12 protein-coding genes are annotated in these 14,090 nt (G+C 69.6%); 9 read left to right on the top strand and 3 right to left on the bottom strand.

Annotation, left to right across the window (positions count from 1 at the left end):
• Positions 1–109: 109 nt before the first annotated feature.
• Entirely contained in the window at positions 110–1,294 is a 1,185-nt protein-coding gene (gene moeZ, locus GO592_RS17790) for an adenylyltransferase/sulfurtransferase MoeZ (protein WP_202715212.1), read from the top strand.
• Between the two features lie 82 nt (positions 1,295–1,376).
• The gene (locus tag GO592_RS17785) at positions 1,377–2,231 is read left to right on the top strand and encodes a TIGR02569 family protein (RefSeq protein ID WP_005562508.1); all 855 of its coding nucleotides are present in this window, start codon (positions 1,377–1,379) and stop codon (positions 2,229–2,231) included.
• Here GO592_RS17785 and GO592_RS17780 read toward each other — a convergent pair.
• Positions 2,228–2,893, bottom strand: a complete 666-nt coding sequence (locus GO592_RS17780; protein ID WP_172650486.1) for a FadR/GntR family transcriptional regulator — start codon at positions 2,891–2,893, stop codon at positions 2,228–2,230. The genes GO592_RS17785 and GO592_RS17780 overlap by 4 nt on opposite strands.
• An 11-nt stretch (positions 2,894–2,904) precedes the next feature.
• On the opposite strand from GO592_RS17780, the gene GO592_RS17775 reads away from it, so the two are divergent.
• The 6 genes from GO592_RS17775 to GO592_RS17750 all read left to right on the top strand — a co-directional run bounded on the left by GO592_RS17775 (position 2,905) and on the right by GO592_RS17750 (position 10,600).
• Positions 2,905–4,155, top strand: coding sequence for a CynX/NimT family MFS transporter (locus tag GO592_RS17775; RefSeq protein WP_120659291.1), 1,251 nt, complete (start codon positions 2,905–2,907; stop codon positions 4,153–4,155).
• Between the two features lie 131 nt (positions 4,156–4,286).
• Positions 4,287–5,699 carry an MFS transporter gene (locus tag GO592_RS17770; protein WP_005259694.1) on the top strand — a complete coding sequence of 471 codons (1,413 nt, stop codon included), beginning with the start codon at positions 4,287–4,289 and terminating at the stop codon, positions 5,697–5,699.
• Positions 5,700–5,751: 52 nt separating this feature from the next.
• Entirely contained in the window at positions 5,752–8,262 is a 2,511-nt protein-coding gene (gene nirB, locus GO592_RS17765; protein ID WP_065490441.1) for a nitrite reductase large subunit NirB, read from the top strand.
• Between the two features lie 81 nt (positions 8,263–8,343).
• Positions 8,344–8,745, top strand: a complete 402-nt coding sequence (nirD, locus tag GO592_RS17760; protein ID WP_202714890.1) for a nitrite reductase small subunit NirD — start codon at positions 8,344–8,346, stop codon at positions 8,743–8,745.
• A complete protein-coding gene (locus GO592_RS17755; RefSeq protein ID WP_172650490.1) occupies positions 8,742–9,899 on the top strand; it encodes a uroporphyrinogen-III synthase in 1,158 nt (385 codons plus the stop codon). Before nirD ends, GO592_RS17755 begins: the two co-directional genes overlap by 4 nt.
• Complete coding sequence (locus tag GO592_RS17750; RefSeq protein WP_172650491.1) at positions 9,896–10,600, top strand: sirohydrochlorin chelatase; 705 nt, start codon at positions 9,896–9,898, stop codon at positions 10,598–10,600. Before GO592_RS17755 ends, GO592_RS17750 begins: the two co-directional genes overlap by 4 nt.
• Positions 10,601–10,604: 4 nt before the next feature.
• On the opposite strand, the gene GO592_RS17745 is transcribed toward GO592_RS17750, so the two are convergent.
• Together GO592_RS17745 and GO592_RS45880 are read right to left on the bottom strand one after the other, a co-directional pair.
• Entirely contained in the window at positions 10,605–12,353 is a 1,749-nt protein-coding gene (locus GO592_RS17745; protein ID WP_172650492.1) for an NTP transferase domain-containing protein, read from the bottom strand.
• 22 nt (positions 12,354–12,375) lie between these two features.
• Positions 12,376–12,501, bottom strand: a complete 126-nt coding sequence (locus tag GO592_RS45880) for a hypothetical protein (protein WP_257226324.1) — start codon at positions 12,499–12,501, stop codon at positions 12,376–12,378.
• A gap of 61 nt (positions 12,502–12,562) precedes the next feature.
• Here GO592_RS45880 and yczR point away from each other — a divergent pair, with 61 nt between their 5' ends.
• A complete protein-coding gene (gene yczR / locus GO592_RS17740; RefSeq protein ID WP_202714889.1) occupies positions 12,563–14,008 on the top strand; it encodes a MocR-like transcription factor YczR in 1,446 nt (481 codons plus the stop codon).
• The last annotated feature ends 82 nt before the right edge of the window (positions 14,009–14,090 follow it).

Below are 14,090 nucleotides of genomic sequence, written 5' to 3'. Positions count from 1 at the left end.
GGCGGGAGGGGAAGAATGGACCCCGTCGGAACGTTGAAGTCAATGCTGTCCGACACATCGGAAGCTGTCGCGCAATCGTCAGGAGTGGACCGTGTCGCTTGACCGTTCTGTGAAGACCACCGAGGCACTGCCGCCGCTGGTGGAACCGGACGCCGAACTTTCCCGCGACGAGGTGGCGCGGTACAGCAGGCACCTGATCATCCCGGACGTCGGCATGGCGGGGCAGAAGCGTTTGAAGAACGCGAAGGTCCTCGTCATCGGCGCGGGCGGCCTCGGGTCACCCGCTTTGCTCTATCTTGCGGCGGCCGGTGTCGGGACACTCGGCATCGTCGAGTTCGACGAGGTCGACATGTCGAATCTGCAGCGACAGGTGATCCATGGCCGGTCCGACGTGGGCCGTCCCAAGGCCGAGAGTGCGCGCGACTCGATCCGTGAGATCAACGACAACGTCGACGTCCGGTTGCACGAGTTCCGGCTCGAGCCCGACAACGCCGTCGCATTGTTCGAGCAGTACGACCTGATCCTCGACGGCACCGACAACTTCGCCACCCGGTACCTCGTCAACGATGCCGCCGTCCTCGCGCACAAGCCGTACGTGTGGGGCTCGATCTACCGATTCGAGGGCCAGGCGTCCGTGTTCTGGGAGGACGCGCCGAACGGTCGCGGACTCAACTATCGCGACCTGTACCCGGAGGCGCCCCCGCCGGGCATGGTCCCGTCGTGCGCCGAGGGCGGGGTGCTGGGTGTGCTCTGCGCGTCGATCGGTTCGATCATGGCGACCGAGGCGGTCAAGTTGATCACCGGCATCGGGGAGTCGCTGCTCGGGCGACTGATGGTCTACGACGCACTCGACATGACCTACCGCACCATCACGCTGCGCCGGGATCCGGCGCGGACCCCCGTCACCGAACTGATCGACTACGACGCGTTCTGCGGCGTGGTCTCCGACGAGGGGCAGGCGGCGGCGGCCGGTTCGACCATCACGGCCACGGAGCTGCGCGATCTCCTCGACTCAGGCAAGGACATCGAACTGATCGACGTGCGCGAGCCGGTCGAGTGGGACATCGTGCACCTGCCCGGTGCGGTGCTGATCCCGAAGGACCGCATCCTGTCGGGCGAGGCGCTGTCGGAGCTTCCGCAGAACAAGCCGATCGTGCTGCACTGCAAGACCGGGGTCCGGTCGGCGGAGGCGCTGGCCGCGCTGAAGAAGGCCGGCTTCTCCGACGCCACACATCTGCAGGGCGGCGTGATCGCGTGGGCGAAACAGGTCGACACCAGCCTGCCTGTCTACTGACCTTCGCCGTGGCGTGATTGCCCGTCCCCGGGCCAGCGCGCCTTGCGCTGTCCCCGGCCCACCCGGCGGTAGCGTTGAGTCCGTGAGCACAGGCCAACCCCCTCAACACGTGTGCTCCACGTTCGGCCTCCGGGAAGTCGAGCCCATCCCACTCGGTGCGGACTGGGACGGCGGGTGGCTCTGTGGAGACGTAGTCCTGTCAGCCGTCGCCGACCACGCGCGCGCCGCGTGGTCCGCCAAGGTCCGCGAGACGCTCGAGGTGGACGGGGTGCGGCTTGCGCGTCCCGTGCGGTCCACCGATGGCAGGTATGTGGTGTCAGGGTGGCGCGCCGACACGTTCATCGAGGGCACACCCGAGCCGCGTCACGACGAGGTCGTGTCGATGTCGGGGCGGCTCCACGCCGCGACCTCGCAGCTCGACCGTCCCCGGTTCCTCGTCCAACCCCCGGTCGCGCCGTGGGCGGAGGTCGACGTATTCGTGGCGGCGGACCGGGCCGCCTGGGAGAAGATCCCGCTGCGCAGCGCGAAGGGTGCCGAACAGCTCGAGACGCCGTCCCCCGACGGTCGCAAGAGCCTGGAACTGATCACCGGGCTCGCGACGCTGCGCAAGCCCGTCACCAGCCCGGACCAGTTGGTACACGGAGACCTGTTCGGCACCGTCCTGTTCGCCGGTGCCCTCGCACCCGGCATCACCGACATCACCCCGTACTGGCGTCCCGCGTCGTGGGCGGCGGCGGTGGCCGTGGTGGATGCGATTTCCTGGGGTGGAGCCGACGAGGCCCTCATCGGCCGTTGGGAAGATCTGCCCGAATGGCCGCAGATGCTTCTGCGTGCGGTGCTGTTCAGGCTCGCCGTCCACGTGCTGCACCCCCGCTCGACCGCAGAAGCGTTTCCCGGACTCGCCCGCACGGCCGACGTGGTGCGCCTCCTCCTCTAGGTGAGCAGCTCCGCGAACAGATCGCGGGCGGCCGTGGTCGCGGCGGACTCGTCCCCGTCGATCACCGCCTGGATCAGACGCCCGTGCTCGTCGTGGAACCCCGCGCCGGTCGCGTGCACGTGCCGGTCGACGGTCTGGGCGATCGAGGGCAGTAGCGAGTCGTAGAACTCCAGATACACGGCGTTGTGACTCGCTTCGACGATCGCGCGGTGCAGGCTGATGTCCGCCGCGACGGCGGCCTCCGTGTCGGATTCGGCCCAACACCGGGAGCGTTCGTCGAGGAGGTTCTGCAGGCGAGCGACGTCGCCCGGGGTGCGGCGCCGGGCGGCGAGGGCGGCGGCAGTGACGTCGAGCGCCTGCCGCAGTTCCGTGACGTCGCGCTCGTGCGCGCCGGCGAAGTACTTGCCGAGTGTGCCCCCGACATCGGAGGTGGCGACGACGTACGTGCCGGATCCCTGCCGCCGTTCGAGCAGCCCGGTGTGGACGAGCGCCTGCACTGCCTCGCGGACGGTGTTGCGTCCGGTTCCAGTGAGGTCGGACAGCGCGGTCTCGGTGGGGATCTTCTCGCCGACCGCCCACCGACCACTGCAGATCTCGTCGCGCAGCTGCTCGGTGACCTGTGAGATCAGACTCGAACGGCGCACGGGTTTTCCAAAGGTCATCCTGTCATCCTATGATTTATCTCGTGACTCTTCTACGCGGCCGCCTCCTCGTCTTCTGTGCGATCGCCATGTCTGCCCTCGTGCTGAGGCTGGCGGTCACCTCGTTCACCCCGCTGGCCTCGCAGATCCGGGAGGACATCGGGTTCTCACCGACCGTCGTCGGGGTGTTCGGGATGGTGCCGACGGCCATGTTCGCGCTGTTCGGACTGGGAACGCCGCTCATCGCCAAGCGGTGGGGCCTGGAACGGACCGCCCTCGTCGCGATGCTGATGGCCGCGGTCGGCATGCTCACGAGAGCCCTGATGAGCGACACCTGGTCGTTGCTGGCACTGTCGGCGCTCGCGCTGGCCGGCATGGGCATCGGCAACGTGGTGATTCCGCCGCTCGTCAAGCGTTACTTCTCCGACCGGCTGGCCGTGATGAGCTCGGTGTACATCGTCGGCGTGCAGATCGGCACCATCGCGCCCGCCTTCGTGGCCGTCCCGCTCGCCGAGGCCTTCGGCTGGCGATTGTCGATCGGCGTCTGGGCGCTCCTCGGCTTCGCCGCGGCGGTCCCGTGGATTCTCCTTCTCACCCGCGAACGACGTCGCGCCGTGGTCGTGACCGCGCAACCGCCCGCGGACGTGCCGGCCGACCGTCCCCACGGGAAGGCCTGGCGATCGCCCGTCGGCTGGGGAATGGCCGGCATGTTCGGGATGACGTCGATGATCACGTACTCGATGTTCACCTGGATCCCCGACATCCTGTCCGACGCCGGCGCGAGCGAGGCGTTCGGGGGAGCCATGGTGGGTCTGTTCTCGTTCATGGGTCTCGTCGCGGCGTTCGGGGCCCCCACGCTGTGTGCCCGGATGCGCAACCCGTTCCCGATCGTGATCGGGTGTGCGGTCTGTTACCTCGTGGCCTTCAGTGGACTGCTGCTCGCCCCGATGAGCGCGCCGATCCTGTGGATCGTGCTGCTCGGACTCGGGCCCAGCACGTTCCCGATGTCGCTGACGCTGATCAATCTCCGCACGCGCAGCCACATCGGCTCGGCGACGCTGTCCGGTTTCACCCAGGGAGTGGGTTACGCCGTCGCGTGCCTCGGGCCGTTACTGTTCGGGGTGTTCCACGATGCCTCCGGCGGGTGGACCCTGTCGTTCGGATTCTTGACGTTCGGTGTGGTGATCCTCCTCATCGCAGCGTTCCAGGCGTGCAAGCCGCGCATGCTCGAGGACAGCTGGCACGTCGATTCCGAGCCTGAGGACGCTCTCCGACACGCCTAGGAAACATGCAGGAAACCTCACATCAGCCTGGCTGAAAAGTGAGGATCAGTTGACGTTGCGGTCACCGACCGCAGCACCGCCGCAACACCGGTTTTCTACCTTTGGGTCTCCCACACAACGAGGAGGCCCGGGTGAAGAAGCACTACATCGAGCACTGGGACGCGGAAGACGTCGACGCCTGGGAGGCGGGCGGCAAGGACATCGCCAAGCGGAACCTGATCTGGTCGGTGGTCGCTGAGCACGTCGGCTTCTCCGTCTGGTCGATCTGGTCCGTCATGGTGCTGTTCATGCCGACCGACATCTACGGGATCGACGCGGCGGGCAAGTTCTTCCTCGTCGCAGTCCCGACCCTCGTCGGCTCGATTCTGCGCATCCCGTACACGGTGGCGACGGCCCGCTTCGGCGGCCGCAACTGGACCGTCTTCAGTGCCCTCGTCCTGCTCGTGCCGACGCTGTTCACCCTGTACCTGATGATGAACCCCGGCGCGTCCTACACGACGTTCATCCTCGTGGCCGCACTCGCCGGCGTCGGCGGCGGCAACTTCGCCTCGTCGATGACCAACATCAACGCGTTCTACCCGCAGCGACTCAAGGGCTGGGCACTCGGCCTCAACGCCGGCGGCGGCAACATCGGCGTCCCGATGATCCAGGTGATCGGCCTGCTCGTGATCGCCACCCTGGGTAACACGGAGCCCTGGATCGTCTGCGCCGTCTACCTGGTCTTCATCGCCGTCGCCGCGGTCGGCGCCGCCCTGTTCATGGACAACCTCGGCAACCAGAAGTCCGATCTCCGGTCGATGGCCAAGGCGTTGAAGTTCTCCGACTCGTGGGTCATCAGCTTCCTCTACATCGGCACGTTCGGATCGTTCATCGGCTTCAGCTTCGCGTTCGGCCAGGTCCTGCAGATCAACTTCCTCGCCGGTGGCGCCACCCCCGCCGCGGCCGCGCTGCACGCCGCGCAGATCGCCTTCATCGGACCGCTGCTCGGCTCCATCGCGCGGCCGATGGGCGGCAAGCTCGCCGACCGCATCGGCGGCGGCAAGATCACGCTGTACACGTTCGTCGCGATGGCGCTCGCCGCCGCAGTGCTGGTCACCGCGGGCACCGTCGACGACGGCACGCCCGGCGCGGCCACGGCCGGAGTGCTGGTGGCGTTCGTGTTCGGCTTCATCACGCTCATCCTGCTGGCGGGCATCGGCAACGGCTCGGTCTACAAGATGATTCCGTCGATCTTCGAGGCCAAGGCGCAGGGACTCGAGGGACTGAGCCGGGACGCCAAGGCGGCGTGGTCGCGCGCGATGTCCGGCGCCCTCATCGGGTTCGCGGGCGCCATCGGCGGCCTCGGCGGCGTCGGCATCAACCTGGTGCTGCGCGCGTCCTACGGCGGCACCGCGAAGTCGGCGACCATGGCGTTCTGGGTGTTCCTCGCCTTCTACATCGCCTGCATCTTCGTCACCTGGTTCGTCTTCCTGCGCCGCCCGTCCGTCACTCGTGGGCTCACCGTCTCCGACGGCGACGACGAAAAGGTGTCGGTCTCGGCGTGACCTCACGCAGTACCGCATGAACTCGAGTAATTCAGCTAGAAGGAGCGACGGTATGAGCCGCAAGTCAGCAGTGGTCATCGGGCACGGAATGGTCGGACATCGATTCGTCGAGGCGTTGCGTGCGCGCGACGAGTCGGACGACTGGTCGGTGACGGTGCTCTGCGAGGAGCCACTCCCCGCGTACGACCGGGTGGGACTGTCCTCCTATGTGGGGGCGTGGGACCCCAAGGAGCTTGCGCTCGCGGGTAACGACTACCCGGACGACGCTCTCGTCGATCTCCGGATCGGCCGCCGGGCCGCGACCATCGATCGGGAGTCCCGCAAGGTCACCACCGATTCGGGTGAGGTCGTGGCGTACGACGCTCTCGTGATGGCCACCGGTTCGTACCCGTTCGTGCCGCCGATCCCCGGGCACGACCGGCCGGAGTGCTTCGTCTACCGCACGCTCGACGACCTCGACGGCATCCGGAAGCGTGCCGACGCGGCCGGACCCGGCGCCGTCGGTGTCGTCGTCGGCGGTGGCCTGCTCGGACTCGAGGCCGCGAACGCCCTCAAGTTGATGGGCATGACACCGCACGTCGTCGAGTTCGCGCCCCGGCTGATGCCGCTGCAGGTGGACGAGGGCGGCGGAGCGCTGCTCGCCAACCTGGTCACCGACCTGGGTCTCACCGTCCACACGGGTGTCGGCACCGCGGGCATCACCGAGGGTCCGGACGGGATCAGCGTCGAACTGTCCGACGGTTCGGTGATCGAGGCCGCGCTGCTGGTGTTCTCCGCGGGTGTGCGGCCGCAGGACCAGCTGGCCCGCGATGCCGGACTCGAGGTCGGCGAGCGGGGCGGGATCATCACGGACCTCGGCTGCCGCACGTCGGACGAGAACATCTACGCGGTCGGCGAGTGCGCCGCGGTGGAGGGACGGTGCTACGGCCTCGTCGCTCCCGGTTACACCACCGCGGAGATCGTCGCGGACCGGTTGCTGGGCGGAGCGGCGGAGTTCCCGGGCGCGGACCTGTCCACCAAGCTCAAGCTGATGGGTGTGGACGTCGCCAGCTTCGGCGACGCGCACGCGCAGACGCCCGGAGCCCTGGAGGTGGTCCTGAGCGACGCCGCCAAGGGCACCTACGCCAAGCTGGTCGTGTCCGACGACGCGAAGACGCTGCTCGGCGGCATCCTCGTCGGCGACGCCTCCGCCTATGCGTCGCTGCGCCCGCTCGTCGGACGTGAGCTGCCCGGCGATCCGGCCTCGCTGATCTCGCCGGCGGGGGAGAAGCCCGGCGCCGGGTCCCTGCCCGACGACGCCGAGGTGTGCTCCTGCAACGGCGTCACCAAGGGTTCGATCTGCGGGGCCATCGCCGACGGTGCCTGCGACATCGCGCAAGTCAAGAGCTGCACCAACGCGGGAACGACGTGCGGCGGCTGCCTGCCGACCATCAAGCAGCTCCTCGCGTCGTCCGGCGTGGTGATGTCCAAGGCGCTGTGCGAGCACTTCGAGCAGTCCCGCGCCGAGCTGTTCGAGATCGTGCAGGCCACGGACACGCGCACGTTCTCCGCGCTGATCTCGAAGTACGGGAAGGGTTCGGGCTGCGACATCTGCAAGCCCGTCGTCGCATCGATCCTCGCGTCCACCGACTCGGACCACATCCTGCACCGCAACCAGGCGGGTCTGCAGGACACGAACGACCACTTCCTGGCCAACATCCAGAAGAACGGCACCTACTCCGTGGTGCCGCGGATGCCCGGCGGCGAATGCACCCCCGAACAGCTCATCGTCATCGGCGAGGTGGCCCGCGACTTCGGCCTCTACACGAAGGTCACCGGCGGTCAGCGCATCGACCTGTTCGGCGCCCGCGTCGAGCAGCTGCCCGCGATCTGGAAGCGTCTCGTCGACGCGGGCATGGAGTCCGGTCAGGCCTACGGCAAGTCGCTGCGCACCGTGAAGAGCTGCGTCGGATCCACCTGGTGCCGATACGGCGTGCAGGACTCCGTCGGTATGGCGGTCGACCTGGAGAACCGATACCGCGGCCTGCGGTCCCCGCACAAGATCAAGTTCGGTGTCTCGGGCTGCGCCCGCGAATGCGCCGAGGCGCGCGGCAAGGACGTCGGCGTCATCGCCACCGAAAACGGCTGGAACCTGTACGTCGGCGGCAACGGCGGCCAGTCTCCGAAGCACGCCCAGTTGCTCGCCGGCGGGCTCGACGACGAGACCCTGGTCCGCTACATCGACCGGTACCTCATGTTCTACATCCGCACCGCGGATCGTCTCCAGCGGACCGCGCCGTGGGTCGATTCCCTCGAGGGCGGGCTCGACCACCTCAAGGCCGTGGTGTGCGAGGACAGTCTGGGCATCGCCGCCGATCTCGAGGCGGCCATGGCCAAGCACGTTCTGGGATACAAGGACGAGTGGGCGGGCGTGCTCGAGGACCCGGAGAAGCTGTCGCGGTTCGTGTCGTTCGTCAACGCGCCCGAGGAGGCCGATCCGACCGTCTCGTTCGACGACACGGGCGTCCGGAAGGTCCCGGTGTTGATGGGAATGCCGAAATTCGCAGCTTCTACACCGGAGTAATCCCCGCTTAACGCTGCGGAAACACCGACCCCGAACGATGTATCCAAGCACGGATACACACCAGCCCGAAGGAGGACTGTGATGACCGTCGTCGACATGAACGTGCACAGTGCCAGTGGAACCAGGCGTGAAAGCGTCCAGTCAGGCCGTCTCGAATGGACGTCCGCGTGCCCGCTCAGCCAGCTGATTCCCGGTCTCGGGGTGGCGGTGCTACTGCGGGGCGGGGAGCAGGTGGCACTGTTTCTCCTCGAGGACGGATCGCTGCGCGCCGTGGGCAACATCGACCCGTTCGGGCGCGCGGCCGTGATGTCCCGCGGCCTCGCGGGTGACCGGGCCGGCGAGCCCACCGTGGCGTCGCCGCTGCTCAAGCAGGTGTTCTCGCTGGTCGACGGACGCTGCCTCGACGACGAGTCGGTGCGGCTGCCCGTGTACGACGTGCGGGTGTGGGCCGGCGTCGTCCAGGTTCACAGCACGAACGCGTGAACGACGACACGCCGCTGTGCGGGTTCACGATCGGAATCACGGCGTCCCGGCGTGCAGAAGAGTTCGCCACGCTGCTGACGCGGCGCGGTGCCACCGTGGTGCACGCCCCGGCCATCCGCATCATCCCGCTGGCCGACGACACGGAACTCGAGCGCGTCACGCGCCAGATCATCGACAACCCGCCGGAGATCGTCGTCGCGACGACGGGGATCGGCTTCCGCGGCTGGATGGAGGCCGCGGACGGCTGGGGCGAAGCGGAGGAGCTGGGCCGGGCACTGGCCTCGAGCCGCCTGCTGGCCCGCGGACCCAAGGCGAAGGGCGCGATCCGGGCCGCGGACCTGCGGGAAGAGTGGTCACCCGCCTCGGAGTCGTCGGCGGAGGTGCTCGATCACCTGCTCGGTGAGGGCGTCGAAGGCAAGCGCATCGCGGTCCAGTTGCACGGTGCCACCACGGAATGGGAGCCGGTCGCGGACTTCTGCGAGGTGCTCCGCTGTGCGGGCGCCGACGTGATCGCCGTCCCCGTCTACCGGTGGACGCCGCTCGAGGACCAGGCCCCGATGGACCGGATGATCGAACTGATCGCCTCCGGCGGGCTCGACGCGGTCAGCTTCACCAGCGCACCGGCGGTGGCCTCACTGCTGACCCGCGCCAAGGAGACCGGAATGATCGAGATGGTGCTGCACTCGTTCCGGCACCGAGTTCTCGCGGCCTGCGTGGGACCGGTGACCGCGGGACCGATGCGCGAACTCGAGGTGCCGACGACGATGCCGGCGCGCTCGCGGCTGGGGGCACTCGCCCGGCACATCGCCGACGAGCTGCCGAGGCGGGCGAACAAGATCCAGACCGCCGGGCACGAATTGAGCATCCGGGGCGGCTGCGTCGTCGTCGACGGCGAGGTGCGGCAGCTGCCCCCCGCTGCGATGTCGCTGATGCGCACGCTCGGCGCCCGGCCCGGCCGGGTCGTCCCCCGCGACGAACTGCTGGCGGCGCTGCCCGGTGGCGGCGGCGATACCCACGCCGTCGAGACGGCCGTGGCCAGGCTGCGGGCGTCCCTGGGTGCACCGAAAGCCGTCCAGACGGTGGTCAAGCGGGGATACCGCCTCGCTCTCGACCCCGTCGACTGCGTCGATTCACGTGAGGAGGGACAGCAATGAACGAGACAGCACTGGTACTGGTGGCACACGGCACGCGGAGTCCCCGGGGCGTGGAGATGATCGCCGCGCTCGCCGACGCCGTCGCCGAGCAGGTCGGACCCACCCGGGTCTCCTTCGTGGACGTTCTCGGGCCGTCGCCGGCCGAGGTACTCCGCGACATCACCGGGCCCGCCGTCGTGGTCCCGGCGTTCCTCGCGTCGGGCTACCACGTCCACACCGATGTTCCGCGGGAAGTCGCGGACAGCGGTCACCCCTCGGTGGCCGTGACCCGGGCGCTGGGACCGGACCCCGTTCTCGCCGAGGTCCTGCTGCGGCGCCTCGTCGACGCGGGCTGGCGGCCCGGCGACGCGGTCGTGCTCGCCGCGGCCGGCTCGTCCGACCCGCGGGCCCTGCGCGAGGTCCGGCGCGCCGCGGCGCTGCTGTCGGAACTCGTGGCGTCGCGGGTCCGGATCGGCTACGTGGCGACGGCGCAGCCGCGCGTCCCCGACGTGGTGGCCGGATTGCGTGCGGACGGCGAGAAGCGCGTGTTCGTCGCGTCGTATCTCCTGGCCCACGGACTGTTCCACGCGCGTCTCGCTGATGCCGGTGCGGACGGAGTGGCCGAGCCGCTCGGTGTCGATCCGGCCATCGTCGGCCTCGTGGCGGAGCGCTACCGCAGCGGAATTCCGGCCGCACAGCGCACCCTGTCGTTCCAGCGCTGACCCGTCAGCGCGGGAGCGGCACCAGCTCGGCCAGATCCCCGTCGGCCGCGCCCGCCGGGACCAGCGCCAGCGCTTCGCGGTCGATGAGGCCCGCGAGATGCGCGGTCCGGACTCCGGGGTCGACGCGCCACGTGCCGTCCGGTTGCGGGACGGCGGGCAGGATCCGGGTGGCGTCGCCACTGACCTCGGACGCATTCGCGATACGCGCCAGCTGACGCGGTGCCGGAGTGCGACCCGTGAGCGCGGCCGCGATGGACGGAACCGTGGTCAGGAGCGTCGCGACCGCGGCGTACGGGTTTCCGGGCAGCCCGAGCACCACCCGTCCGTCCGGCAAAAGGGCGGTCACCTGCGAACCGCCGGGGCGGCACCGCACCCTCCCCACCACGATCCGGGCCTCCGCCCGGTCGAGCGCCGCACGCAACTGGTCGGCCGCGCCGCCGCCGGTCGCCCCGACGATCACGATCAGGTCGGGCCGGCGGACTTCCCGGAACAGTTCGTCGAAGCTGTCGGACGTGTCCCGTAGGTGCGTGTCCGCGACCGTCCGGATGCCGCACCACAAGAGGAACTGGGGGAGAACGGGTCCCAGAGCGTCCCGCGTCTGCCCTCGTCGCAGCGGACCTTCCCGCCGGATCTCGTCTCCCGTCACCACCACGTGCGCGCGGACGGGGCCGCGGACCCCCGCGGTGGTCACCTCCGCGCTCGCGGCGGCGGAGACGAGTGCGGGCGTGACGGCCGTGCCTTCCACGGCGAGCCGGTACCCCTCGTGCCAGTCCTCGCCGCGCCGCCGCGCGTCGTCGCGCACAGGGGCGTCCTGGCTGCGGGACAGTCGCGGTCCCTCGGAAGTGTCTGTCGCCACGGCGAATTCGTCCCGCACGACGGCGGTGGCGCCGCTGGGGAGGTGCGCACCCGTTGCGATCCGGGCCGCCTCGCCCTCCGCCAGCTCGAGTTCCTCGGAGCTTCCCGCGTACCGGATGTCACCGCGCAGCAGCCACGGACCGTCGCCCGCGACGGCGTATCCGTCCATGGCGGAGACGGCGATGCGCGGCAGAGCCTCGGCGGCGAGCAGCGGCTCGGCGAGGGTGGCGCCGAGCGACGTGCCGAGCGCCGCGGACCGCGGTGGGAGCGGGGGGACCGCGGTCAGGATCGCGTCCCTGGCCTCGGCGATCGTGACCGGCGCCGCCGCGGCCCTGCTCCGGGCCCGCTCGACGTCCGCCGGTGTGTCGCAGTCGGTGACCCCGCGGAAGAGGACCGTGTCGAACGTGTCCGGAACGAGCGCCTTCATGGGCTGATTGACCGCCGACCCGAGCGAGCGCACGCGGTCGGTCAACGCGCCGACACGCCACGCGGACAACAGGAACTGCAGGCGGCCCGACTCGTCGACCGCGAACACGGTGTCGGCGTCCTGCACGGCGGCGGCGAGGGCCTCCACCATCGCGGGTTCCGCGAACGGCAGGTCCGACGCGAGCAGTATCACCCGGTCTCCCGGTTCGGCGTCGAGCACCGCCAGTCCGGCGGCCACCCCCGCGACCGGCCCGGCGCCCGGTGGCGTCTCCTGCGTCTGGAGCACCGTCGAATCGAGGTCGGCGCGCCGAGGTCCCACGACAACGATGCGTTCACAGTCGTCGACGGCGTCGAGCGCGGTGTCGAGCATCCGGCGTCCGCCGACCACCACGGCCGGCTTGTCGACGCCGCCCATCCGAGTGGCTCGTCCACCGGCGAGGACGATCGCGTGAACGGGTGCGGCATAGTTCATTCCCTCATGCTGCCGCACATCCTCAGTCGCTGTGCAGGTGGCTGCGCGGGGGTCCGGCGAGCCCGGACCGTCCGCCGTGCGCCGTGCTGACACAGAGCCAGGCCACCGACGCCAGGCTGAGGGTCAAGAGGATTCCAATTACCAGCATGTATCGATTGTCGGTGCAAAGTGGACCGCGATTTCCAGTCCTCTGTGGGAAAGTGGCCTGTATGAGTGTGGAACCAGTCCGAACCGTCTCGGCAGCCGAGTTGGCGGTGCTGCTCGGTGCGGCGCCCACCGGCGGGCAACCGCTGTACCGCGGGCTCGCCGACGCCCTCCGCGAGAAGGTCGCCGACGGATCGATGGCCGTGGGAGTCCGGCTGCCCGCCGAACGGGCCCTTGCGGAGGAACTCCGGCTCAGCCGGGTGACCGTCAGTGCCGCGTATCGGGAACTGCGCGAGGCCGGTTGGGCGTCGGCGCGACACGGATCGGGCACATTCGTGGCGATGCCGTCGGGTCCGCCGGCGTGGGGGAGCATGGTGGGTGCGCCGGTGGACGGTGTCGTCGACCTCGTCAACGCCGCGCCGGCCGCCGCCCCCGAACTCAGGGAGGCCTATCTGGACGCCGTCGACGAGCTGCCCCATTTCATGCCCCAGCACGGATACCACCCCGGCGGGCTGGCGACGCTCCGCGCGGCGATAGCAGGCCATTACAGGAGCCGGGGTCGCCCGACCACCGCGGACCAGATCCTCGTCACCGGCGGCGCGGGCGATGCCACCGAAGTGGTGTTCGAGGCTCTGGTCGAGGCGGGCGACCGGGTCCTGGTCGAACATCCGACCTATCCCGGCGCGGTCGAGTCCGTGCAGGCCGCCGGCGGCAGGCCTGTTCCGGTGCCGATCGATGCGACCGACCCGGACGCGTTCGTCGCCGAGACGGACCGGGCTGCGCGGCAGAGCGCCCCGACGGTGGCGTACCTGATGCCGGACTTCTCCAATCCGTCGGGAGCCAGGGCGACTCCCGACGGCAGGCGGCGGCTGGCCGCGACCCTGGTCCGCCACGGCGTGGTGACCGTCGTCGACGAGGTGGCGGCGGAACTCGTGCTGGACGGCTCGGACGACCTCGAGCCGTTCGGCGTCCCGGTCCCGGAATCGGCGACCGTGGCGATCGGCAGCCTCAGCAAGACCGTGTGGGGAGGTATCCGCATCGGCTGGGTGCGCGCCGAGGCCGCCCGCACCGCGCAGATGGCCAAGATCATGGCGCGCAGGCAATTGTCGGTCTCGGTGCTGGATCAGCTTGCTGCCGTGCGCTTGTTCGCCTGGCACGACCGTCTGGTCGCGCAGCGCCGCCGCGACCTCCTGGTGCAGCGGGACGCGCTCGCGGCGGCCGTCGACGAGCAGTTGCCCGGGTGGGACTACGTGCTGCCCGCCGGGGGTCTGTCCCTGTGGTGCACGCTCCCCGGCGGAACGAGTTCGACGGAACTCGGCGCTGCAGCACGGTCGAGGGGCTTGCTGCTGGCTCCCGGGCCCCGATTCGGCACCGGCCATCTTTTCGACGACCACCAGCGGTTACCCTTCACGCGGCCGGTGTCCGAGCTGACTGCGGCCGTGAATATCCTTGCCACCCTGGTCGTGTCCGGCGACGCCTCGATGTCCGCGACGCCGACGCTCGTCGTGTGACATGCGGGTGTTCGGCGCGAAAGTACCTGTGAATCGAAGTATCGGTCAGAGATCACTTCGGTACCGGGAAAGCGGCTGATCT

The sequence above is a fragment of the Rhodococcus sp. 21391 genome (assembly GCF_016772255.1).
In the GTDB taxonomy this organism is placed as follows: Bacteria; Actinomycetota; Actinomycetes; order Mycobacteriales; family Mycobacteriaceae; genus Rhodococcus_F; species Rhodococcus_F opacus.
The sequence above is the reverse complement of the archived record's forward strand: the minus strand, read 5'-3'. Positions and strand labels throughout refer to the sequence as shown.

Coding starts and splice junctions, on each gene's coding strand:
- GO592_RS45880 (WP_257226324.1), bottom strand. CDS start 12,501: ATGCTGGTAATTGGAATCCTCTTGACCCTCAGCCTGGCGTCGGTGGCC.
- nirD (WP_202714890.1), top strand. CDS start 8,344: ATGACCGTCGTCGACATGAACGTGCACAGTGCCAGTGGAACCAGGCGT.
- GO592_RS17780 (WP_172650486.1), bottom strand. CDS start 2,893: ATGACCTTTGGAAAACCCGTGCGCCGTTCGAGTCTGATCTCACAGGTC.
- nirB (WP_065490441.1), top strand. CDS start 5,752: ATGAGCCGCAAGTCAGCAGTGGTCATCGGGCACGGAATGGTCGGACAT.
- GO592_RS17750 (WP_172650491.1), top strand. CDS start 9,896: ATGAACGAGACAGCACTGGTACTGGTGGCACACGGCACGCGGAGTCCC.
- GO592_RS17775 (WP_120659291.1), top strand. CDS start 2,905: ATGATTTATCTCGTGACTCTTCTACGCGGCCGCCTCCTCGTCTTCTGT.
- GO592_RS17745 (WP_172650492.1), bottom strand. CDS start 12,353: ATGAACTATGCCGCACCCGTTCACGCGATCGTCCTCGCCGGTGGACGA.
- yczR (WP_202714889.1), top strand. CDS start 12,563: ATGAGTGTGGAACCAGTCCGAACCGTCTCGGCAGCCGAGTTGGCGGTG.